We start from the raw sequence: 21,894 nt of genomic DNA, 5'->3' as shown, positions 1-21,894 counted from the left end.
ATATTACATGGAAAGTAGTGAGGCTGTTGCGAAGGTTATGGGAGATCTTTTTAGTTTCCTTTAAATTAGGCTGTACTTCCTTTGGTGGACCAATTGCACATTTAGGTTATTTTCAAAATGAGTATGTTGAAAAGCGTAAGTGGTTATCAGCAAATGATTACAGTCAACTTGTAGCGCTTAGCCAATTTCTACCTGGCCCAGCATCGAGTCAAGTAGGAATGGGTATTGGCTTAGTAAGAGGGGGAATAGTTGGGAGTTTAGCGTCTTTTATTGGCTTTACATTACCGTCAGTTTTGCTGCTGATTGCATTCGCATATTTTTCGACGCAGATAGAGATGGGCTGGGTCCATGGCTTAAAGTTAGTGGCTGTTGCGATTGTTGCACAGGCAATTTTGGATATGTCCAGGAAGTTGATTGCTAGCAAATGGCATTTAATAATAGCCTTGTTTGCACTTGGAGCAGTCCTTTTATGGATACATCCATTGTCACAGGTAATGGTTATAAGTCTTGCTGCCCTTATAGGCTTTCGATTTATTAAAATAACAGGTGAAATGGATCATCATGTAACAGGTGTACCTATTTCCAAAAAAGTGGGATTCATTTTATTAACATTGTTTTTCATACTCCTTATTGGTTTACCGGCTGTTAGTCCATTTCTGCAGCATGAATGGTTTATGTTGATCGAAAAGTTTTATCTATCAGGTGCCTTAGTATTTGGGGGCGGTCATGTAGTATTGCCCTTGTTAGAAGTTCAATTTGTACAAAGTGGACTGATGAGTTCTTCTGATTTTTTAACAGGTTACGGAATGACCCAGGCTGTCCCAGGTCCATTATTTACGTTTGCCTCTTACATAGGTATGATGATTGCTGGAGTACCGGGGGCCATTATAGCAACAATAGCTATTTTTCTTCCTGCTTTTTTACTTATAGTCGGGGCAATGCCATTTTGGCTAACACTTAATCAATTTCCTAGATTAAGAGGGGCAATAGCAGGTGCAAATGCAGCGGTTGTGGGAATATTAGCGGCAGCTTTTTTTCATCCTATTGCTACAGAGACAATTGAAAATGGGTTAGATATTGTGATATCAGCCATTTTTTTATGGTGCTTAATGCGATGGAAAATGCCACCTTATTTACTGGTGCTCATTGGACTTTGCATAGGAATCATACGTTATTAAGAATACACTTTCAAAATCAAAACCATGAATCTTAGTGGTTTTGATTTTTTTGTGATAAAAGGACTCTTTGAACGGTCATTCAATACACATACTTTTCTTAGATGGATTCATGGCGTTCTATTCTTTGTTTGTTTATAATGTAAAAATGGAAAAAGACTTTATTAGAAAGAAGGGATAGCTATGGCACGAGGTGTTTACATTCATATTCCTTTTTGTCATCAAATCTGTAATTACTGTGATTTCAATAAATTTTATTTTAAAAATCAACCTGTTGATGAATATATAGAAACGCTGGGCAAGGAGATGGCGCTTGCCCTACAAAAATATCCTGACCATTTTAAACAAATCGAAACCATCTTTCTCGGTGGGGGAACACCGACTGCGTTATCTCCTAAGCAATTAGAAAAACTTCTTGAGCTTATTCATGCGTATATTCCTATGAACAGTGTGACAGAATTTACATCAGAGGCTAATCCAGACGAGCTGTCAGAGGCGAAATTGCAGGCATTGTTTGCTGGAGGTGTCAATCGTTTAAGTATGGGGGTTCAATCCTTTGATCAGGCGTTATTAAAGAAAATTGGACGTACACATAGTAACGATCATGTTTATGAAACAATTACCTTGGCGAAAAAGGTAGGTTTCCACAATATAAGCATTGATTTAATGTATGGTCTACCTGGGCAAACAATGGAGCAATGGGAGGATTCCTTAGGAAAGGCCTTCGCCTTGGAGTTACCACATATTTCTGCATACTCATTAATAGTGGAGCCAAAAACGATTTTTTATAATCAATACACAAAGGGGAAGTTACATTTACCAACTGAAGATCTTGAAGCGGATATGTATGGTGTATTGATGAATCAGATGGAAGCTCATGGGCTGCAACAATACGAAATTAGTAACTTCGCGCAATCTGATTTCAGTTCCAGCCATAACAAAATTTATTGGGAAAATGATGAATATGCAGGCTTTGGTGCTGGTGCGCATGGATATGTAGCTGGTGTCCGCTATTCCAATCATGGACCATTAAAAAAATATATTGAGGCAGTAAATAAAGGCGAGCTACCAATTGTCTATGAGCATATTGTGACAGAGAATGAAAAACGTGAAGAACAAATGTTTTTAGGTCTGCGAAAAACAGAGGGGGTATTACACCATATATATGAAGAAAAATTTAATGAAACGATGTTTACTCGATATCGTCATGTTATCGAAAATCTAGTATCAGAAGGTCTTTTGGAACACGATCCGATTGGAATTCGTCTTACACGAAAAGGTCGTTTTGTAGGTAATGAAGTATTTCAACAATTTTTGCTAGAAGATTGAGCGATATCGTTGACATAAAATGTGGGATTTGATAACTTAATAATAGTATTAGCACTCCTCTTAGCTGAGTGCTAACAGAGGTGATAATCATGCTAACCAATCGGCAATTACAGATATTGCAAGTCATTGTAGACGACTTTATTATGTTTGCACAGCCGGTAGGTTCTCGCCAAATCTCCAAAAAGCAAGAGATTACATTTAGTCCAGCCACAATTCGAAATGAAATGGCGGATTTGGAGGAATTAGGTTTTTTAGAAAAAACACATACTTCCTCTGGTCGAGTGCCTTCGGAAAAGGGTTATAGATTTTATGTAGATCATTTGTTGAGTCCACAGGGGATTAATTCTAGGGATATTCAGCAAATCCAATCAATTTTTAATGATCGCCTAGTAGAAGTAGAGCATATTATCCGAAAGTCAGCCAATATTTTATCAGAGCTGACATCTTATACATCGATTCTTTTAGGACCTGATGTACAGAGACATCGTGTTAAACGATTCTCAATTGTGCCGCTCTCTAGTGATACAGCAGTAGCGATTATCGTAACGAATAACGGGCATGTGGAAAATCGTATGTTTAGTTTACCTCCTGGTTTTACCGCTTCTGAATTAGAGAAGATGGTTAATATTTTGAATGAACGCTTAATCGGTGTGTCATTAGAAGACCTTCATACAAAGCTTGAGGCTGAAGTATTAGCGGTTTTACAGCAGCATGTGAGATCTGCGGATGACTTTATCCACTCACTTGTTACAGCCACGATGCATAATTCGGAAAGTAAAATTTTCTATGGTGGAAAAACGAATATGTTCAATCAGCCCGAATTCCACGATTTAAATAAAGTCCGGATGATTTTGGACTTAATGGAAAAGAACAGCCAAGTGCAATCGCTTTTCCATCCCAATGAATCGGGCATTCAAATTCGTATAGGCTCAGAAAATAAACAACTAGAAATGGAAAACTGTAGTGTCATTACGACCACTTATTCAATTGGTGAAGATCAACAAGGGGCTATTGCGATTATTGGTCCAACACGGATGGATTACAAACGTGTTGTTGCTTTACTAGACGTATTGCGCTTGGATTTAACACAGGCCTTTACGAAGAATCGTAGTGATTGATAATGAGGAGGATTCAAGTGACTGAAACAACTGATAACAAGGATCTTGTACAAGAAGAAGTACAGGATGAGAAAAATGTACAAGCTGAAAATTTATCGACAGAAGAAGATGTAGTAGTACAACAAGAAGTAGAATTGACAATCGAAGAGCAGTACGAAGCAAAGCTAGTAGAGTTACAAGCAAAGCTAGACGACGAGGAAAATCGTCATCTACGCCTACGCGCTGACTTTGATAATATGCGCCGTCGCCATCAACTAGATCGTGAGTCGGCTGAAAAATATCGTGCTCAAAGCTTATTATCAGATTTGCTGCCAGTATTAGATAATTTTGAACGTGCCTTACAAGTTGAAGCAACATCTGAAGAAGCTGCTTCTATTGTAAAAGGCATTGAGATGGTCTATCGTTCTCTGATTGAAGCAACAGAGAAGGAAGGTCTGCAAGTAATTAAGGCTGAAGGTGAGCCATTTGATCCAAATATTCACCAAGCTGTGATGCAGGAACAAGATAGTGAAAAAGACACTGGTGTTGTATTACGCGAGCTGCAAAAAGGGTATATCCTAAAGGATCGTGTATTACGCCCAACAATGGTATCTGTGAACGAATAGTCATAGCACTATTTAGTCAATTAAAATCAGTTAGAAAACGCATCCCTTGCGTTGAAATAATAGGAGGAAATTTTAATGAGCAAAATTATCGGTATTGACTTAGGAACAACAAACTCTTGTGTTTCTGTACTTGAAGGTGGAGAACCAAAAGTAATTCCAAATCCAGAAGGCAATCGTACAACACCATCTGTTGTTGCATTTAAAAACGGTGAACGTCAAGTTGGTGAAGTAGCAAAACGTCAATCAGTAACAAACCCGAACACAATTATTTCTATTAAATCAAAAATGGGTACAGCTGAAAAAGTAACAGTGGAAGATAAAGACTACACGCCACAAGAAGTATCTGCAATGATTCTTCAATACTTAAAAGGCTATGCAGAAGACTACTTAGGGGAAAAAGTAACAAAAGCAGTTATTACAGTTCCTGCTTACTTTAATGATGCGCAACGTCAAGCAACAAAAGATGCTGGTAAAATCGCAGGTCTTGAAGTAGAGCGTATTATCAACGAGCCAACTGCTGCTGCACTTGCGTATGGTTTAGACAAGCAAGACCAAGATCAAAAAGTTTTAGTATTTGACCTTGGTGGTGGTACATTTGACGTTTCTATTCTTGAATTAGGTGATGGTGTATTCGAAGTATTAGCAACAGCTGGTGATAACAAACTAGGTGGGGACGATTTCGATGATGTGATTATCGATTATCTAGTAGCTGAATTCAAAAAAGAAAATGGCATTGACTTATCAAAAGATAAAATGGCGATGCAACGCTTAAAAGATGCAGCAGAAAAAGCGAAAAAAGATTTATCTGGTGTAACTTCAACACAAATTTCTTTACCATTCATTACAGCAGGCGAAGCAGGTCCATTACACTTAGAAATTTCTTTAACACGTGCAAAATTTGACGAAATTACATTACCATTAGTAAATCGTACAGTTGGTCCAGTACGTCAAGCATTATCTGATGCAGGTCTTTCAACAACTGAAATTGACCAAGTTATTTTAGTTGGTGGTTCTACTCGTATTCCAGCAGTACAAGAAGCAGTACGTAAAGAAACTGGTAAAGAGCCTCACCGTGGAGTAAACCCTGACGAAGTTGTTGCGATGGGTGCTGCTGTACAAGGTGGCGTATTAACTGGTGATGTGAAAGACGTTGTTCTACTTGACGTAACACCACTATCACTTGGTATTGAAACAATGGGTGGCGTGTTCACAAAATTAATTGACCGTAACACAACAATTCCAACATCTAAATCACAAGTATTCTCTACAGCAGCTGACAATCAACCAGCAGTAGATATTCACGTACTACAAGGTGAACGTTCAATGGCAGCAGACAATAAAACATTAGGTCGCTTCCAATTAGCAGATATTCCACCAGCACCACGTGGTATTCCACAAATCGAAGTAACATTCGATATTGATAAAAACGGTATCGTATCTGTTAAAGCGAAAGATCTTGGTACAAACAAAGAACAAACAATTGTAATCCAATCTGATTCTGGTCTATCTGAGGAAGATATTGAACGCATGGTAAAAGATGCTGAAGCAAATGCTGAGGCAGATACTAAACGTAAAGAAGAAGCAGATCTTCGTAACGAGGCAGATCAACTAGTGTTCCAAGTAGACAAAACAATTGCTGACTTAGGTGAGCAAATTACAGAAGACGAGAAAAAATCTGTTGAAGATGCTCGTGATGAACTGAAAAAAACGCTTGAAGCAGGCGAATTAGAAGGCATTAAATCTGCTAAAGAAAAACTAGAAGGCGTTTTACAGCCATTAGTAATGAAAGTATATGAACAAGCTGCAGCAGCTGCTCAAGCAGCTCAAGGTGGCGAAGCAGGTGCAGATGCTGGCACTGGTAAAAAAGATGACGGTATCGTAGACGCTGACTTTGAAGAAGTGAAAGACGATAAATAATAGCTAGTAGCTCAGTGAAGAAGCCAAAGACCGCTTGCGGCTTTGGCTTTTCTCTTTATTAAAAGCGGTACGTCAAGCTCTATATGATAACTGAGAAAAATATGTTTATTTTATTAATAAATAATTTACAACAAAAATAGAGGCAGTTTATTAAACTGCATGGTACAATTGATTTTATGCAAAAAGAGCGGAGTGTGAATGATGGAAAAACGCGATTACTACGAGGTGCTTGGTTTAACCAAATCTGCTTCAAAAGATGATATTAAAAAAGCATATCGTAAATTATCAAAACAATATCACCCTGATTTAAATAAAGAACCAGGTGCTGATGAAAAATTCAAAGAAATCGCTGAAGCTTATGAAGTGCTGAGTGATGATCAGAAGAAAGCTCGCTACGATCAATTTGGTCATGAGGATCCAAATGCAGGCTTTGGTGGTGGCTTTGGAGGAGGAGGCGGCTTTGGCGGCTTCGAGGATATTTTCAGTTCGTTCTTTGGTGGCGGTGGTCGCCGTCAGGACCCGAATGCACCACGCAAGGGTGATGATTTACAATATCGTATGAATATTAAATTTGAGGAAGCGATTTTCGGGAAAGAAACAGAAATCGAAATTCCAAATGATGAAACCTGCGATACTTGCCATGGTTCAGGTGCAAAAGCAGGTACTAATCCAGAAACATGTTCAACATGTAATGGTGCTGGTCAAGTAAATCAAGCAGTGGATACTCCATTTGGCCGTATGATGAATCGTCGTACTTGTTCAACATGTCATGGTACAGGTAAAATCATTAAAGAAAAATGTTCAACATGTCGTGGTGAAGGAAAAGTTCAAAAACGTAAGAAAATTAAAGTAACAATTCCGGCAGGGGTTGACGATGGCCAACAAATTCGTGTATCTGGTCAGGGTGAGCCAGGTATAAATGGAGGACCAGCAGGAGATTTATATATAATGTTCCGTGTGCAGGGGCATAATGAGTTTGAACGTGATGGCGACGATATTTATTATGAACTTAAGCTAACGTTCCCTCAAGCATCTCTTGGTGATGAAATTGAAGTACCAACTGTTCATGGAAAAGTAAAATTACGAATCCCATCAGGGACACAATCAGGTGCTCAATTCCGTCTTAAAGACAAAGGTGTAAAAAATGTACATGGCTATGGTACTGGTAATCAATATGTCACTGTAAAAGTGGTTACACCAGAAAAATTAACAGAAAGACAAAAACAGCTACTACGCGAATTTGCTGAAATTAGTGGTGATATTCCTGAGGAACAAGGAAGCTCACTATTTGATAAAATCAAGAAAAAATTCCAAGGCGAATAATTAGAGGAGCTGAAGAGCTACGTGAAGTGGTCAGAGTTATCCATTCATACCAAGAATGAAGCGGTAGAGGCAATTTCGAATATTTTGCATGAGGCTGGGGCAAGTGGTGTTGTTATTGAAGATTCTGCTGAATTTGCTAAGCCTCGAGAAGATCAATTTGGTGAAATTTATGCACTAAATGAAGCGGATTTTCCTAAAGACGGTGTTATTGTCAAAGCCTATTTATCAGAGTCTAGTTTTTTAAATGAAACAGTCGAAGAAATTAAAGCGGCTATCACAAACCTAACGAATTTTAACATCGATATAGGCGAGAATGTTGTCTCGATTGTAGAAGTAAACGAGGAAGATTGGGCAACAGCTTGGAAGCAATATTATCATCCTGTGAAAATTTCTGAACGCTTTACAATTGTACCTACCTGGGAAAATTATACACCAGTATCAACAGATGAATTAATTATCGAATTAGATCCTGGTATGGCATTTGGTACTGGAACACACCCAACAACTGTAATGTGCCTGCAAGGGCTTGAAAGGGTTGTAAAAGAGGGAGACACAGTTATCGATATTGGTACGGGTTCTGGTGTTCTTTCCATTGGTGCAGCATTGCTTGGAGCTAAAAGTGTTCATGCTCTTGATTTAGATGAAGTAGCAGTACGCTCTGCACAAGAAAATGTTGTGTTAAACAAAGTAGAGAATACAGTATCTGTATTTCACGGAAACCTATTGGAAACAGTAAAAGAACCAGCTGACGTCGTTGTGGCCAACATCTTAGCAGAAATTATTATGTCCTTTACTGAAGATGCATTTTCAATTGTCAAACCAGGTGGATTATATGTTACTTCAGGCATTATTGGTGCAAAGCGTGATGATGTCAAAGCAGCACTAGAAGCTTCAGGCTTTGTCATTGAAGAAGTATTACTGATGGAAGACTGGGTCGCAATCATCGCCCGTCGTCCACAATAAATGGACTGAGAAAGCGCCTAATTATGAGCCGAGTGCTTGTAATTTGGCGTTTTCTCTTCTCTATGGAAAGGAATGTGAATCATGCAGCGTTATTTTATTGAGGCGTCTATTGAAAAAGCACGAATAAGTGGAGAAGACGCACACCATATTGAACGAGTAATGCGAATGAAAGAAGGAGACAAAATTGTAGTTGTGGCTCAAGAGAATGCCCACATTTGTACAATTGCAGCCTTTGAAGGAGATGAGGTAGTTATACAACCTACAGGGGAGACTATTCCTTCTCCAGAGCTGCCTGTTCAAGTCACAGTGGCCTGTGGATTGCCAAAAGGTGATAAATTAGAGCTTATTACACAAAAAGCTACAGAGCTTGGCATGTTTGCTCTATTACCTTTTGAAGCAGAGCGTTCTATTGTGAAATGGGATAAAAAGAAGGGTGTAAAAAAACAAGAGCGTCTGCAAAAAATTGCAAAAGAGGCGGCTGAACAATCTCATCGTACACATATTCCAGAAATTTATGAACCTATTTCTTTTAAACAGCTAGTAAATCAGGTAGACGATTTTGACGCAGTGTTTATCGCAGATGAAGAAGATGCCAAGGCCGAAAAACGTACGAGGTTTGCGGAGAAGTTAAAAAACGCTTATGATAAAAAGTCGAAATCAATTCTTATTATCTTTGGTCCAGAAGGAGGCATTGCTAGAAAAGAAGCGGATGCTCTGTTGCAAGCTGGAGCTCAAACTATGTCTTTAGGACCCCGAATTTTACGGGCAGAAACAGCGCCACTTTATGCACTTTCTGCCATATCTTATGAATTTGAGTAAAAGAAGTGTCTAGCCTTGTTAATAGTGCTGCACATACACAAGCTATAAGTGAATACTGTAAGGACGAGGCTCAGGAAAACCCACTAAAAATGACTATTTTAAGTGGGTTTTCCACTTCTATAGTATCAAATACAGTTATACAGCAAATTCAATCAGTAATATTGTACAAAACATGGTGTAAGAATTATTACAACAAACCCGATTCAGTTATGAAATTCAAAGAATCTAGGGGAAATTTAACTACTAGTTCATTAAAATATGGAAATGAACAAGTACAACGTCTATACATAGATGCTATTGATACATATTCTAACGATAGGAGAGCTCTCTAATACTATTAAATGAAAAGAGGGAATTATTTTGAGTGATCAATTAGATAATCAGATTCTACCTTGCCCTGTAAGATCAACTGAGCAAATCCCATTAACAAATGCTGTTACTCCTGTAGTTGCTACACCAGTTGCAGCTCCAACTATTAAAGTTCCAGTTGTACTTGCCGAACCAACACTTCAAATCGTTGTGGAGTCGGATATTACGCTTAATCCTGCTGCAACTGAAATCAAAAGAGTGAAGAAAAATGTATTCCTAAATCAAGTGAAACTAGTACCAGTTAGCTTTGCACGTATAGGCAACACAGACTTTTTTAGAGTAACAAGAGCTAAATTATTTGTAGCAGGACATATTCGTAAAAATATCGAATATGCTTCATCAGCATGTAGTGGGGCACTTCGAGATAGAATTGCCGATGTTGCATTTTCTGGTTTCACAGACCTTACTTTCCCACAAACAGCTGGAGGTCCTACTCCGATCTTAGGCATTTCAGAGTTTGCTGAAGCGAACTTCCTAAATGAAGCTACGCAAATAGACGCTCGATTAGATAAGGCTTTCTTCCAAAATCTCGTTAAATACAATGAGCAACCATTTGGCGAGTTAGTAGCAGCGAACTTCTTTGAACTTGATTTTTCACCAAATATGGCATCACCTGAAGGTACTTTCTGTACACTACGTGAAAAAATCGTACTAGATCTTACTGTAAAAGTACTACAAGTTCAACAAGTCCGCCTTGGCACTGGCAGTAGTGTAATAACTCCTGTTCTTTCAGGGCTTACACCTCCAGCTAGTCCTACTATCGATCCTCCTATTATTCCACCCACTGACCATTGTTAATTTCTTATTTTTAGGGGAGCAAAATAGTTAAAAAAGATCATTCGAGGGCACTGATAAAAATCCAATATTTGAATTGGCAGCTGATGGTTCGATTCTGTCGAATGTTCAGCTGCCTTTTTGCTTCTAACTTTTAAAATTAAGGTTGATTTTACATTCGGAAACTCGTCTTCATAAAATTGTCAGGAAAACAGATAGTTCTTTACTAAGCCATCGTCTTTCAACGGATTAGTATCTCAATCCTGCTAAGATTTGGATTGTGCTCAGTGACAAAAGTAAAAATAAAGCATATTGTAATAATAAGTGCAGTAAAAGAATACGGGTTATATAACTAGTTTTTCCAGAAAAAACGAGCTTTGAATATGTCTTCACAAAAGAACTCATAAACCCCTAACAAAAAAACATCGGATTTAACAACCGTTGCACTTTATTTGTCAAAACATTTTTTAGGAGTGAACTAATGAAAACTCCGTGGATAAACTTTAGAGGGATGAAGGAAGTATCCTCCAAGCAAAATAAATACACAAATTGGACCTATCAAACTACACCATCTCATTCTAGTGAAAATAATTTACTTGATGTAGAAAAAAAAGATGAAATTAGGTATGTGGAGGAACTTGATTTAGCAGTCCATATAGATTCTAATCGTGAACTACTAAATCTTTCAAAAACTAATGTTGAAGAAGAAACTAAACTACTTGCTGATTCTGAAGAGGTAAGTGAAGTGAATCCAGAGGATGAACTTGATTTAGCAGCCATTTTAGATTCTAGTCGAGAACTATTAATTCCTTCAGAAACTAATGTTGAGGAAGAACTTGATCATTTTTCTGATACCAAAGTGGTAGATGAAATGAATCCAGAGAAGAACCTAGATTTAGCGGCTATTATAGATTCCAATCATGAACTAATTCCTCCAGAAATAAATATTGGGGAAGAAGAAGTCGATCCTCTTCCTTATACCGGAGGGGCAGATGAAATTAATTCTTTAGAAGAACTACAAGTAGACTCTAATTGTCGTTCTGAATACGATATTGAGAACAAAATTAATACAGAGGAATTGACGGAAAACCTTTCTACAAATTGTGTTAATGATTGTCCTGAACCTGTACATGGAGAAGTATGTTCTATAGCCCAAAATATCCCTTTTTCTACATATGTAGAAATTAATGATTTTCTCCATGCTCCTATCTGTGGTGAAAATGTTCAAAATAAATTTGAATTTCTTGATTTAAACAATAAATTAATTCCCCAATTTGAAACCAAGCTATTTAATTCTATAACGGATTATCCTGAACAGCCAGATTGTCGATTGGCTCGCTCAAAAATTAATAAAATTATATTTTTAATGAGAACTGATACTTATGCTAAAAATAATCAGAAAAAAAATCCGCCGAAATCAGCTGTAGTTCCCTTACATAAGTCACAATCAATTAAAAAAGGAGAAATAAATAATCATTCTTATAGTACCAAAGATTTTATGCATATTAGGGTTCCGGTTGTAGTAGGGGAATATAAAATCGAAATATGTCTTGAAGAATATGTTGAATTTGAAAAAGGAATTGTGGGGATTAAAGATATCTCAAGTAAGGCAGTGCTAACCAATTGTAAATTTGTACCTAAACATTTTTCCAAAACATTAGGCAATGGAACATGTACAGCATTAAAGGGAAATTTATTTATAGAAGGCTATATTCATCAAAATCTGGAATATACAAATTCTTATACTGGGAATGAAGTACCTGTACAAAATAAGTCATTTATTCATTCAAATCAATTGTGCCAAAATATAGTATTAGAGTTAATCATCCATATGTTACAAGTACAGAAAATTCGAGTTAGTTATGACAAATAAAGGCCTGGAGGATAATTGAAACCTTATCTCTTAGCTCAAAACCCCTTTTTTCTAATCAGCAAATTACTAGTATATACGTCCATACATAGATTTAATTGCTACATATTCTAGCAATATAGAGAGCGCTCTCTAATACTACAAAAATGAAAAGAGGGAATTTTTTGAGCGATCAATTAGAAAATCAAATGCTACCTTGTCCAGTAACATCAACTGAACAAATACCATTAAATAATGAGGCTACTCCATTAGTCGCTACACCGCTTACAGCTCCAACTATTAAAGTTCCAGTTGTACTTGCTGAACCAACACTTCAAATCGTTGTGGAGTCGGATATTACGCTTAATCCTGCTGCAACTGAAATCAAAAGAGTGAAGAAAAATGTATTCCTAAATCAAGTGAAACTAGTACCAGTTAGCTTTGCACGTATAGGCAACACAGACTTTTTTAGAGTAACAAGAGCTAAATTATTTGTAGCAGGACATATTCGTAAAAATATCGAATATGCTTCATCAGCATGTAGTGGGGCACTTCGAGATAGAATTGCTGATGTTGCATTTTCTGGTTTCACAGACCTTACTTTCCCACAAACAGCTGGAGGCCCTACTCCGATCTTAGGCATTTCCGAGTTTGCTGAAGCGAACTTCCTGAATGAAGCTACGCAAATGGACGCTCGATTAGATAAGGCTTTCTTCCAAAATCTCGTTAAATACAATGAGCAACCATTTGGCGAGTTAGTAGCAGCGAACTTCTTTGAACTTGATTTTTCACCAAATATGGCATCACCTGAAGGAACGTTCAGCACTTTGCGAGAAAAAATTGTACTAGAACTTACTGTAAAAGTACTACAAGTTCAACAAGTCCGCCTTGGCGCTGGCAGTAGTGTAATAACTCCTGTTCTTTTAGGTCTTACTCCTCCTACTAGTCCTTAATAAATTTAGTTTTAGAGGAACACATCAGTTAAATATATTCTAACATTAGTAGTGCAAATCAAGGCCAGGTTTGTACTACTATTTTTTTATGAGACTAAAAAGTGTCCTTGAAAGACCCACTATTCCTCACAGGCTTATGTGAAGCAGTTAATAATGTTTGTTGGGATCGTGTAATAGTAGAGAGTTAATGATGGCCTAGCATATGCCCCTCTTGTGAAAGAGCTGAACTTTATATGATTTTTTACTCCTTATAATTTTTTTCAAATACTTCATCCACTAATACTTCCTCATTTGCACGCCTTTTTTTTGATTTGTTCAAACTTTGAGAGAAAACGCTTGTTGTTAAACTGATATTATGAAAGTGGGTTTGGATGGTTCATCTGTTGTTAGTGGATTGCAGACAGGCAATATCGGTATGTCTAATAAAAACAATAAAGGCTCTATCAGTACTAATACGAGCGCAAAAAATAGCGTAGCAGTTATTTTTAGCTGTTCACCTTTTAGACCAAACATGTCAAATGGTACATTAAAAAATTTTTCGAATGACTCAACTTGATTAAAGCTAAGTTAAAGAAATAATTCTGATAGCAAAATTATTAGACGATTTTTTGATAAAATATAATGAATACAAAGAATAAGGCCTAAATAGTTTGGGATTTTTTAATCTGTTATGAAAATTTCAAGTCTGTATGTAGACGAAAAATATAAATTAAAGTGTTTAGTTCGTTATTTATGTGATGTGATGAAGTGTATCTAGGTCTTGCTATTACCAATGTACTTTAGAAAAATCAGCGCAGAAGTTTAATCTATATCGCTACTTGTAGAAGAATAGGATTTACTCTCTAAATTTTGGGGTTTGTGTAGTAAGGAAACTTGGTTACTTCGTAATGTATAAAAAATATAAAGCCTGATGCTTCACCCTAGCCAAAAAGCTAGGCTCATTATATTTATTTATGTTATCATAAGTCACGTATCTAAAAATAAGTACATCAAAAAATAATTAATAGTTAAGAAGCAAAGTGTAATTGAGATGTTGAAAGGATGATATATATTATGAGTAACGAGCGATCAAAAATCGTGAGTTTCCATACTCTAGGTTGTGGGGAAGTATATAGAGATATGATTGCGTAGGAATGCAGTGGTATCAAGGTTTCAACTGCTTGGCAAAATCACTTAAAATGGCGGTTTTAAGTGATTTTTTCATTGAGATGATAGCGTGTTGATACTGATTGTCCTGTTTTTACAATAAGATCACGCTCAATTAATTCTGCTAATAATGTAAAGATGCCATCGCGAGAAATGTTAGTAGCTTTTTGTAAATCGGCACGAGAAGCGGGTCCGTTTTCTTTCAGGTAATCTAATACTGTACTTTCATAATTTTTGTATTGCATCCGAGTAGGTGCAGCGGATTTACTTTGTAATAAAGTTTTATAAGCAAATACATGCGTGATGCCGTTCTTAAATGTAATTGATTGTACACGCTTATCTAAAACAACAATTTTATCAATTATCGTATGCATGAAATCAGATAGTGCTTCTCGTCCTATTGTTTCGGACAATTCGCGATAATCAACTTGTCGAGCTTGTTGCATTTCCTTAGTAATTAAAAAGTGCTGAGCATTATCAACAAATACATCACTGGTCTTTTCCTCATCTTTTTGTTTCAATTTATTGATTTCCTCATCTATTTCCTCCAAGCGTTTTTGAAAATCACGCTTTTTAAAAATATAATCCTTTTGGCTTATACTATCTTCATTTTCACCAAAATAATACAAATCATCTAATTTAGTGAGTGCTCTTTCATACTTGGCTTTTTCCTTTTGTAACCGTTCAGTATCAAAATCTAATATGTTACTATCATCTTTTGAAACGATGGAATATTCTTGGTCTGACATGCTGTTGGTTAGAGCAAAATATGTTTCTTTTAAGGATTCGTTATCAACGCCGACAACATCAATAAAAGCATTGCCACGAAGTAAAGCTCTTTCCATGTCACGTAAGGAGTGTTTAGGTGTTATGCGTTCTTGTAACCTAATTAAATTCGATACGTAATTAAAGATAAAGGGTCCAATGATAATATCACTAACGTAATTGCTACATCGCTTTGCGCCACCAGATGTAACGCATGTATAACGAGAAGGACGATAGCCGTCTTTTCGAGCCACATCTAAGCCAGAGGTAAGTAGTGCATTACATTTACCGCAGTACAGCATTTTAGAAAAAATATGTTTATGAATATCTGCACGCTGGACATCAGTTAAGCCCCTGTAGTTATCCGTTAGTAACCTATTGACTCGATCGAATTGATCCTTTTCAATAATGCCAGGATGATTATTTTCAACTACAATCCACTCTTCTTTATTTTTAAATCGTCTACTGCCATCACTTTCGCGCATATTGTAGCGGTATGTGCCGATATAAAAAGGATTTCTCAAAATGTCTCGCACTGTTTTTGCTGTCCATGTTCCATTTCGTTTTGTTGCGATATTTTCTTCGTGTAAACAATATGCCACTTTCAAAGTGGATCGTAAGGATTCGTACAAATTATAAATGTATCGCACAATCTTTGCTTCCTCTGGTTCAACAATAGGGAACTTTTCTTCATCGGACCATACATACCCAGTAGGTACCGTTGCACCATTCCATAATCCTTTTTCTGCACGAGACAACATAATAGAAAATACACGTTCTGCTGTTATTTTGCGTTCTAATTCCGCGAATACCAGGATAATTTTTAACATTGCTTCGCCCATTGCTGTTGAGGTGTCAAATTGTTCGTTTTTAGAAACGAATGTAATCCTATATTTTTTTAATTCTTCATACATTTCAGTGAAATCCTTTAGGTTTCGAGAAATGCGATCAATCTTCCACACTAGTAAATGTGTAAATTCACCATTTCTGATTCCCTGCATCATTTCTTGGTATTTTGGACGGTCAGTATTTTTAGCTGAATAACCAGCATCTTCGAAAATTACATAGCTATCAGTGCCAAGCATATACTTGGCGTAATTTTCAAGTTCTTGACGTTGGAATGGCAAAGAATCTTTGTCAATTTGGTGCATTGTACTAACTCGTACATAAATAGCTACTCGTGTGACATTGCGAGCTTTTATTTCTTTTGATACCATTTCAAATCTCCTTTCTTTGCAGTAAAAAAGAACAATGAATCTAACTTGTTCTTTATATGAGTATATTAATCTCGAAATAGACTATTTTTCAACTTTAAATAGTAAAATGGAATTAATTTCATTTTGTCAAATTTCTACATAATACGACAAGATATAAGGGGATTGTAACGGAGAAAATGTATAACGAGGGAAATATTTCTTCATATGTCGAAGGTAGTCGCACAAAAAAATTGGGATTATTAAGTATTTGAATATAAAATATTATTAATACAAAAATGTCGAATGTTGTCATTATTGGATTGTATTTAGGGAAATATCTATAATTAAATAAGAACACAAGTTCTTTACATAATGATTAAAGAGGTGGTCAGAGTGAAAAAAAGTTTAATAAAAATGATTGAAGATTTAAATGATGAAAAAGTAATACGAAGGCTGTTTTATCTGGTCAAAGCAGCAATAAAAAAAAGTAGCTCTGATAAATAGAGCTACTTTTTTGCTTGTTTCTCAAGCATACTGTCAATTAGTTGATGAAGCATTTTCAAATAATCCTCATCAAGTTCCACAGCTTTGGTGATAATCTCCTTTATTATGTCATTTTCTGAAGAGAGAATTTCCCCCAATTTTTCTGAGAAAAAATCATCCTCTGTGATTGCCTTGTACATATCGCCTTCTCCAGTTTGTAACCAATCCTCACTAACCCCAAATTTCATACACAAGTGGTTAAGGAATAGCTCAGGAGGTTCAACCAGGCCATTCTCGTATTTAGCTACTACATTTCTAGTAACAGATAACCGTTTAGCGAATGCCTCTTGAGAAAGGTTACTACTTTTCCTAATTATTTGTATTCTTTCTCCAATCATAAATAATATCACCTCTTCTATATGGTACAAGAAAAGAATTGTTCCCGCAAGAACGAAATATGTGGAAAAAGATATTTTTGTTCTTGAAAGAACGATATAAAGATGGTATATTGTTCTCAAGAGAACGAAACGGAGTGATTAAAATGGGTAAAGAGCAAGAAATTGTAAAAATGTTAGAGAAGTTAAGAACACTGAACGAAGAACAACAAATGTATATCGTTGGTGCAACAAACGCATTTTACTTAACTCAACAATTGAAAAATAGTAAGGAGAACAATGTCAAGGTTATTTCTTAATAACTGTTTGCAATAAAAAACAAATGCGCTGTGATACCTAGCCAACGAAGGTATATATCCAAATTTATAGCTAATACGACGGTAGCAACGTCAAATCATTTTGGGAATGAGGCAAGAAAAATGAGAACTACAACAAAGCAAAGATCAAGTGATGTACAAGTGGAAAAACTTAAACAGGCTCTAGCTAAGCATGGGATTTACAATGAGGAACAATTAAACGAAGCCATTCGCAATATGAAGCCTTTAAATATCGGATGCATGGTTTCTCCTGTACCTTCTAGAACTGCATCTAATGAAGATGCTAAATGCTAGTAACATGAACAAATTTGTACAAGCACAAATCAGGCGTTTGCGAGTACGAAAAAAAGCTCGCTCACGTCAAGCAGTTTGTAAAAGTAAAGGTTGGTTAGCCTAGCCCTCTAAGTAGGAAATTTACAAGCTGCTTGATGTGAAATCCTTACATAAAGAACATCTTAGAAATTTCACATACATAAAAAAACGAAGCGCTGTGATACCTAGCCAACGAAGGTATATATCCAAATTTATAGCTAATACGACGGTAGCAACGTTAATTATGAGTATAGGAGGCATTTGATTGAGAAGTGTAATTTTTGACGTGACACAAGAAACTGTTCAAAAAGTAGCTGGTCAAATTAAAGAAAATAATCCTGATAGCTTATTAGTATTAGCTCCAGTATCAGGTAACTTTTCGGTACATGCACCAAGCAAGACAGGTAAGAGCAAAGGGTATCACCGTATCAAATTAGAAGTGTGGATTCCGGAAGATGCGATAAAAGGAGAAAGTGCATTACATGATTTTGGATTAGTAACTTTATTACATTTGCCTAAATCAAGAGTGCAATCGCATTTGATTCGCAAAGAAGATGAATAATCGTTTTAAAAAATATTCAGAAAAAAGGTGGAACAAGAATGATAGAACAACTACAGCAAGCCTACACACAAGTTTTAAAAAACGTAGTATTCGTAGATTTCAAAAGTAATACCGTTATTGGAGACACAATGACATTGAGCTTAGAGATCAGAAAGGAAAGAGCCTGTGGACAAGACTTAATAACAGCTATGAATCTACATTTTTACAACGAGGATTATGATTCAGCACAAGAGTGTGCAGAGGTTTTACTAGATAGGATAGATTACATCAAACGCCTAGAGGGTCAAATAAAAGAGCAGCGTCGCAATAAATTATTTGATACTGCCAACCAATTAAAAAAACAAGGCAAATTCGGAGAGGTAGTGAAGATTGGTGCTAATCCGAGTTAAGGGCATAAAAAAACTGCTTAATCGCACCACCGATTAAACAGCAAGGCAAAAGCCTAAGAAAATTTACTAATCCGATTATAACAAGAAGCGGATTAGGTGTCTAGCAAAGTATGTCCATTAATAGGGGAAGGGGGTGTCATCCAGTGAAACAAGGTCTTAGTTTAACAAGAAAGCAAAAAATTCATATTGCTAGTTTAAGGTTAAACCCTGATAACTGGCTGATTAGTAAGAAGTTACCTAATAGTTGGTTGCTTATCCATCGTAAAACAGGAAAACCACGCACCATCAAAGCACCATAATAAAAAGCCTTTGTGAATAATCGCAAAGGCTTTGATTTTAACAATAAAAAAAGCCGTACGAACTCTGACCAGTAAGCACGGCTCGTTTGACTAATGCCAAACACCTTATAGCTAGAATAACAGCTTTCATGGCAAATAGTCAATTAGCGTCCTTGTAATGGATATTAGATTTACGACGAAACTCGAAAATTAACAAGGATACTAGATTATTAACACATCGGGAGAGAGTAGCCATGAAGAATAAACAGCATAAGGTGAAACATGTTTTAGCAGCATATGAAGAAGCATTTTGTGAGTCAGAATTAACTAAAATGCATGAGGATAGCTTACTGGATAGAGCTATTGCTGGATACCGTGTGAAAAGTATTTGGTGTGGATCAGTTTTAGAGGTGGAGGCGTATCCATATTGGGAGATACCTCAAAAGAAACGTGTAAAGACTGATAAAAACAGTAGTAAGGCACAAGAAAAGTTAAATGAAAAGAACAGGCAAAAACATGTAGTGAGATTACTGAATACAAATTTCCGTTCATTCCACGATTTATACATGACATACACGTATTCGGACAAGTATGTACCTAAAGACTATGAGCAAGCCAAAAAAGATATGTCAAATCTAATAAAGCGTATGAAATATTGGCTAAAGAAACAGGAGAAGTATGTAGATTTTGAGTTGAAATATTTATACACAACAGAGCATACACGAAATGGCGAAAAAGTCCGAGCGCATCATCATATGGTCACAAACTTTCCAGATAGAGAAGTAGCCGAAGAACTGTGGAATAGTGGGCGAGCTAGATCAGAACGTTTAGTAGATGATGATTTAGGTTTTAAAAAGCTAGGAGAGTACCTAGTTAAAGAAAAAGGAGAAAAGACAAGAAAAGGATATACACCATCACGCAATTTAGATAAGCATACTAAAGTGACGGTTTCAGATACAAAATTAACACGTAGACGTGCTGCCAAAATTGCGACAGAAGAAATTAGTGCGCAAGAAATCTTTGAAAAAATGTATAAAAATTATCAGTTTAAGCAAATGGATGTGTCATTTTCTGACTATGTAAGTGGTGCATATTTATATGTGCAAATGAAGCGGATTGACACACCAATAAATCGCAAAAGGAGAAAAACAACATATGAAGATGAAGACGATCAGCATAATTAATTTAAAAGGCGGGGTAGCAAAGACAATTTCTGCTATCAATATTGCCTACACATTAGTAAAGGTGCATGGAAAAAAGGTGCTGTTGATTGATAACGATAAGCAGGGGAATACCTCTAAATTTTTCGATTTGCATAATTACGAGGATAATACTTTAGCAGATTTGTTGACTGATAGAAATTGCGACATCAATAGCATTATTAAGCCGACTAAATATGAGGGTTTAGACATCATTCCAGCAAATATGAATCTGCTACATGCTAATAAAGAAATATTGATAGATGTATCACGCCCACAACAGACGCGATTACGTAAAGCCCTTTCGCAATTAAATAACGAATACGATTACTGCATTATCGACAATGCTCCAGACATTAATATGACTGTCCTTAATGCGCTTGTTGCTACAGATGACGTATTAGTACCAATCAAGGTTGATAAGTTTGCATTTGATGGAATGCAACAATTATTAGACCAGATAGAGAATGTCGAAGAATTTAACGAAAACATTGTATTCAAAGGCTGCTTTATCACGATGTATCAAAAAAATGGTGTAAATGTGCAAGGGAGCGAATATTTGGCTTCATCCACAAGTTATCCACTTTTCCACACTGTCATTAGGAAAACGGTAAAGGTAGATGAAACAACATTCGTTGGAAAACCACTCTTGGACTACAAAAAATCAACTGCTGGACAAGACTATGAAAAATTGGTCAAAGAGTATTTAGGAATGTGCTAGTTTCGGACACAAAAAGGAGGAACGAACACATGAAATTCAATCTTACTCAGTTGATGAATGATAAATCCAAAGAAGCGGTGGCAAAAGAAGGACTTGCCTTCAAAATAGAACACATTCCAATCGAGAAGCTAAATCCATCTGAAATGAATAAATACACTGTCCATGATGTAGCAGAGCTAAAAGCCAGTATTGAATTAATGGGGCTTCAACAAAATTTATTGGTTCGGGAGCAAGAGAACGGCTTTGAAGTAATAAGTGGTCATCGAAGATTAAAAGCTATGAAAGAGCTATATGCAGAAGGTAACGAGCAGTTTAGTCGAATACCATGCAAGATCATGAAATCAATGGACGATATTCAAGCTGAGTTACAACTCATATTAGCCAATTCTACAGCTAGGGAATTAACCGATGCTGAAAAGACTTATCAAGCAGCACGACTCCAAGAGTTATTAACTGATCTAAAGAAAAGCGGTATTCAATTCACTGGACGTAAGCGTGACATAGTTGCAGACCTCATGAAAGTATCTCCTGCACAGGTGGGGCGTATGGACAGCATCAACAAAAAACTAACACCTGATCTAAAAGAGGAATTTAGCAAAGAAAATATTAATTTCACGACTGCTTATGAATTATCAAGGCTTCCAGAGGAGCAGCAACAAGAAGCGGCTCAAGAATACAAAGAGGGAAAGCCACTATCACCATCCGTTGCAAAAGAAAAGCGGCAGGAAGTTACAGAGTCAGAGCAAAAAGAAAAGCCCATGACGCATGAGTTGGACAGCTATATTGACCAGTTCGATGACATAGTAAAAGGCTTAAAAACATTTATGTGTGGTTTTGATAATAGGAGCTTTCGAGTAGGCGATAAATTAAAAATTAATGAATATGATCCAGATAAAATTTTGCATACTGGTAGGTTTGTTGAAGTGAAGGTCACTTA

General features: G+C 36.5%; 21 protein-coding genes. 19 read left to right on the top strand and 2 right to left on the bottom strand.

Annotated elements, in window-relative coordinates; translation table 11 throughout:
- Positions 1-26: 26 nt before the first annotated feature.
- The 11 genes from chrA to AC1RNS_RS03765 all read left to right on the top strand — a co-directional run bounded on the left by chrA (position 27) and on the right by AC1RNS_RS03765 (position 13,194).
- Complete coding sequence (chrA, locus tag AC1RNS_RS03815; protein ID WP_492990896.1) at positions 27-1,178, top strand: chromate efflux transporter; 1,152 nt, start codon at positions 27-29, stop codon at positions 1,176-1,178.
- A 180-nt stretch (positions 1,179-1,358) separates the two neighbouring features.
- Entirely contained in the window at positions 1,359-2,504 is a 1,146-nt protein-coding gene (hemW, locus tag AC1RNS_RS03810; RefSeq protein ID WP_492990895.1) for a radical SAM family heme chaperone HemW, read from the top strand.
- Positions 2,505-2,593: 89 nt separating this feature from the next.
- Positions 2,594-3,622, top strand: a complete 1,029-nt coding sequence (gene hrcA, locus AC1RNS_RS03805) for a heat-inducible transcriptional repressor HrcA (protein ID WP_492990894.1) — start codon at positions 2,594-2,596, stop codon at positions 3,620-3,622.
- Positions 3,623-3,639: 17 nt separating this feature from the next.
- Positions 3,640-4,227 (top strand): nucleotide exchange factor GrpE, encoded by a 588-nt coding sequence (gene grpE, locus AC1RNS_RS03800; RefSeq protein WP_492990892.1) that lies wholly within the window; start codon positions 3,640-3,642, stop codon positions 4,225-4,227.
- A 75-nt stretch (positions 4,228-4,302) separates the two neighbouring features.
- The gene (dnaK, locus tag AC1RNS_RS03795) at positions 4,303-6,144 is read left to right on the top strand and encodes a molecular chaperone DnaK (RefSeq protein WP_492990891.1); all 1,842 of its coding nucleotides are present in this window, start codon (positions 4,303-4,305) and stop codon (positions 6,142-6,144) included.
- Between the two features lie 201 nt (positions 6,145-6,345).
- The gene (gene dnaJ / locus AC1RNS_RS03790; protein ID WP_492990889.1) at positions 6,346-7,467 is read left to right on the top strand and encodes a molecular chaperone DnaJ; all 1,122 of its coding nucleotides are present in this window, start codon (positions 6,346-6,348) and stop codon (positions 7,465-7,467) included.
- A 21-nt stretch (positions 7,468-7,488) separates the two neighbouring features.
- Entirely contained in the window at positions 7,489-8,430 is a 942-nt protein-coding gene (prmA, locus tag AC1RNS_RS03785; RefSeq protein ID WP_492990888.1) for a 50S ribosomal protein L11 methyltransferase, read from the top strand.
- An 81-nt stretch (positions 8,431-8,511) separates the two neighbouring features.
- On the top strand, positions 8,512-9,249 hold the full coding sequence (locus AC1RNS_RS03780; protein WP_492990886.1) for a 16S rRNA (uracil(1498)-N(3))-methyltransferase: 738 nt from the start codon (positions 8,512-8,514) through the stop codon (positions 9,247-9,249).
- A 360-nt stretch (positions 9,250-9,609) separates the two neighbouring features.
- The gene (locus AC1RNS_RS03775) at positions 9,610-10,416 is read left to right on the top strand and encodes a CsxC family protein (RefSeq protein ID WP_492990885.1); all 807 of its coding nucleotides are present in this window, start codon (positions 9,610-9,612) and stop codon (positions 10,414-10,416) included.
- Between the two features lie 457 nt (positions 10,417-10,873).
- Complete coding sequence (locus AC1RNS_RS03770) at positions 10,874-12,265, top strand: BC_2427 family protein (RefSeq protein WP_492990884.1); 1,392 nt, start codon at positions 10,874-10,876, stop codon at positions 12,263-12,265.
- A gap of 161 nt (positions 12,266-12,426) precedes the next feature.
- Positions 12,427-13,194 (top strand): CsxC family protein, encoded by a 768-nt coding sequence (locus tag AC1RNS_RS03765; RefSeq protein WP_492990882.1) that lies wholly within the window; start codon positions 12,427-12,429, stop codon positions 13,192-13,194.
- Between the two features lie 1,187 nt (positions 13,195-14,381).
- On the opposite strand, the gene AC1RNS_RS03760 is transcribed toward AC1RNS_RS03765, so the two are convergent.
- Positions 14,382-16,322: a recombinase family protein gene (locus AC1RNS_RS03760; RefSeq protein ID WP_492990881.1), complete on the bottom strand. Its 1,941-nt coding sequence runs from the start codon at positions 16,320-16,322 to the stop codon at positions 14,382-14,384.
- 485 nt (positions 16,323-16,807) lie between these two features.
- Positions 16,808-17,182 (bottom strand): helix-turn-helix domain-containing protein, encoded by a 375-nt coding sequence (locus AC1RNS_RS03755; RefSeq protein WP_492990879.1) that lies wholly within the window; start codon positions 17,180-17,182, stop codon positions 16,808-16,810.
- Between the two features lie 143 nt (positions 17,183-17,325).
- On the opposite strand from AC1RNS_RS03755, the gene AC1RNS_RS03750 reads away from it, so the two are divergent.
- The 8 genes from AC1RNS_RS03750 to AC1RNS_RS03715 form a co-directional block, all read left to right on the top strand.
- Entirely contained in the window at positions 17,326-17,478 is a 153-nt protein-coding gene (locus tag AC1RNS_RS03750; protein WP_492990877.1) for a hypothetical protein, read from the top strand.
- 120 nt (positions 17,479-17,598) lie between these two features.
- Complete coding sequence (locus AC1RNS_RS03745; protein WP_492990875.1) at positions 17,599-17,790, top strand: hypothetical protein; 192 nt, start codon at positions 17,599-17,601, stop codon at positions 17,788-17,790.
- A gap of 283 nt (positions 17,791-18,073) precedes the next feature.
- Complete coding sequence (locus AC1RNS_RS03740; RefSeq protein ID WP_492990873.1) at positions 18,074-18,370, top strand: hypothetical protein; 297 nt, start codon at positions 18,074-18,076, stop codon at positions 18,368-18,370.
- Between the two features lie 38 nt (positions 18,371-18,408).
- Complete coding sequence (locus tag AC1RNS_RS03735) at positions 18,409-18,759, top strand: hypothetical protein (protein ID WP_492990871.1); 351 nt, start codon at positions 18,409-18,411, stop codon at positions 18,757-18,759.
- Between the two features lie 143 nt (positions 18,760-18,902).
- The gene (locus tag AC1RNS_RS03730) at positions 18,903-19,058 is read left to right on the top strand and encodes a DUF6906 family protein (RefSeq protein WP_492990869.1); all 156 of its coding nucleotides are present in this window, start codon (positions 18,903-18,905) and stop codon (positions 19,056-19,058) included.
- A 233-nt stretch (positions 19,059-19,291) separates the two neighbouring features.
- A complete protein-coding gene (locus tag AC1RNS_RS03725; protein WP_492990867.1) occupies positions 19,292-20,221 on the top strand; it encodes a rolling circle replication-associated protein in 930 nt (309 codons plus the stop codon).
- The gene (locus tag AC1RNS_RS03720; protein WP_492990865.1) at positions 20,193-20,957 is read left to right on the top strand and encodes a ParA family protein; all 765 of its coding nucleotides are present in this window, start codon (positions 20,193-20,195) and stop codon (positions 20,955-20,957) included. Before AC1RNS_RS03725 ends, AC1RNS_RS03720 begins: the two co-directional genes overlap by 29 nt.
- Positions 20,958-20,986: 29 nt before the next feature.
- On the top strand, positions 20,987-21,894 hold a 908-nt coding region (locus AC1RNS_RS03715; RefSeq protein ID WP_492990863.1), incomplete at its 3' end, for a ParB/RepB/Spo0J family partition protein.

The sequence above is a fragment of the Lysinibacillus sp. GW821-FHT14F06 genome (genome assembly GCF_058803665.1).
Note: the sequence above shows the minus strand (reverse complement) of the source record. Positions and strands in the feature narration are given on the sequence as shown.

Bases quoted from the DNA above. Each gene is read 5' to 3' on its own strand.
- AC1RNS_RS03725 (WP_492990867.1), top strand. From the start codon at position 19,292: ATGAAGAATAAACAGCATAAGGTGAAACATGTTTTAGCAGCATATGAA.
- AC1RNS_RS03755 (WP_492990879.1), bottom strand. From the start codon at position 17,182: ATGATTGGAGAAAGAATACAAATAATTAGGAAAAGTAGTAACCTTTCT.
- dnaK (WP_492990891.1), top strand. From the start codon at position 4,303: ATGAGCAAAATTATCGGTATTGACTTAGGAACAACAAACTCTTGTGTT.
- AC1RNS_RS03735 (WP_492990871.1), top strand. From the start codon at position 18,409: ATGATAGAACAACTACAGCAAGCCTACACACAAGTTTTAAAAAACGTA.
- AC1RNS_RS03780 (WP_492990886.1), top strand. From the start codon at position 8,512: ATGCAGCGTTATTTTATTGAGGCGTCTATTGAAAAAGCACGAATAAGT.
- AC1RNS_RS03760 (WP_492990881.1), bottom strand. From the start codon at position 16,322: ATGGTATCAAAAGAAATAAAAGCTCGCAATGTCACACGAGTAGCTATT.
- hrcA (WP_492990894.1), top strand. From the start codon at position 2,594: ATGCTAACCAATCGGCAATTACAGATATTGCAAGTCATTGTAGACGAC.
- AC1RNS_RS03745 (WP_492990875.1), top strand. From the start codon at position 17,599: ATGAGAACTACAACAAAGCAAAGATCAAGTGATGTACAAGTGGAAAAA.
- AC1RNS_RS03750 (WP_492990877.1), top strand. From the start codon at position 17,326: ATGGGTAAAGAGCAAGAAATTGTAAAAATGTTAGAGAAGTTAAGAACA.
- AC1RNS_RS03720 (WP_492990865.1), top strand. From the start codon at position 20,193: ATGAAGATGAAGACGATCAGCATAATTAATTTAAAAGGCGGGGTAGCA.
- AC1RNS_RS03770 (WP_492990884.1), top strand. From the start codon at position 10,874: ATGAAAACTCCGTGGATAAACTTTAGAGGGATGAAGGAAGTATCCTCC.
- hemW (WP_492990895.1), top strand. From the start codon at position 1,359: ATGGCACGAGGTGTTTACATTCATATTCCTTTTTGTCATCAAATCTGT.
- dnaJ (WP_492990889.1), top strand. From the start codon at position 6,346: ATGGAAAAACGCGATTACTACGAGGTGCTTGGTTTAACCAAATCTGCT.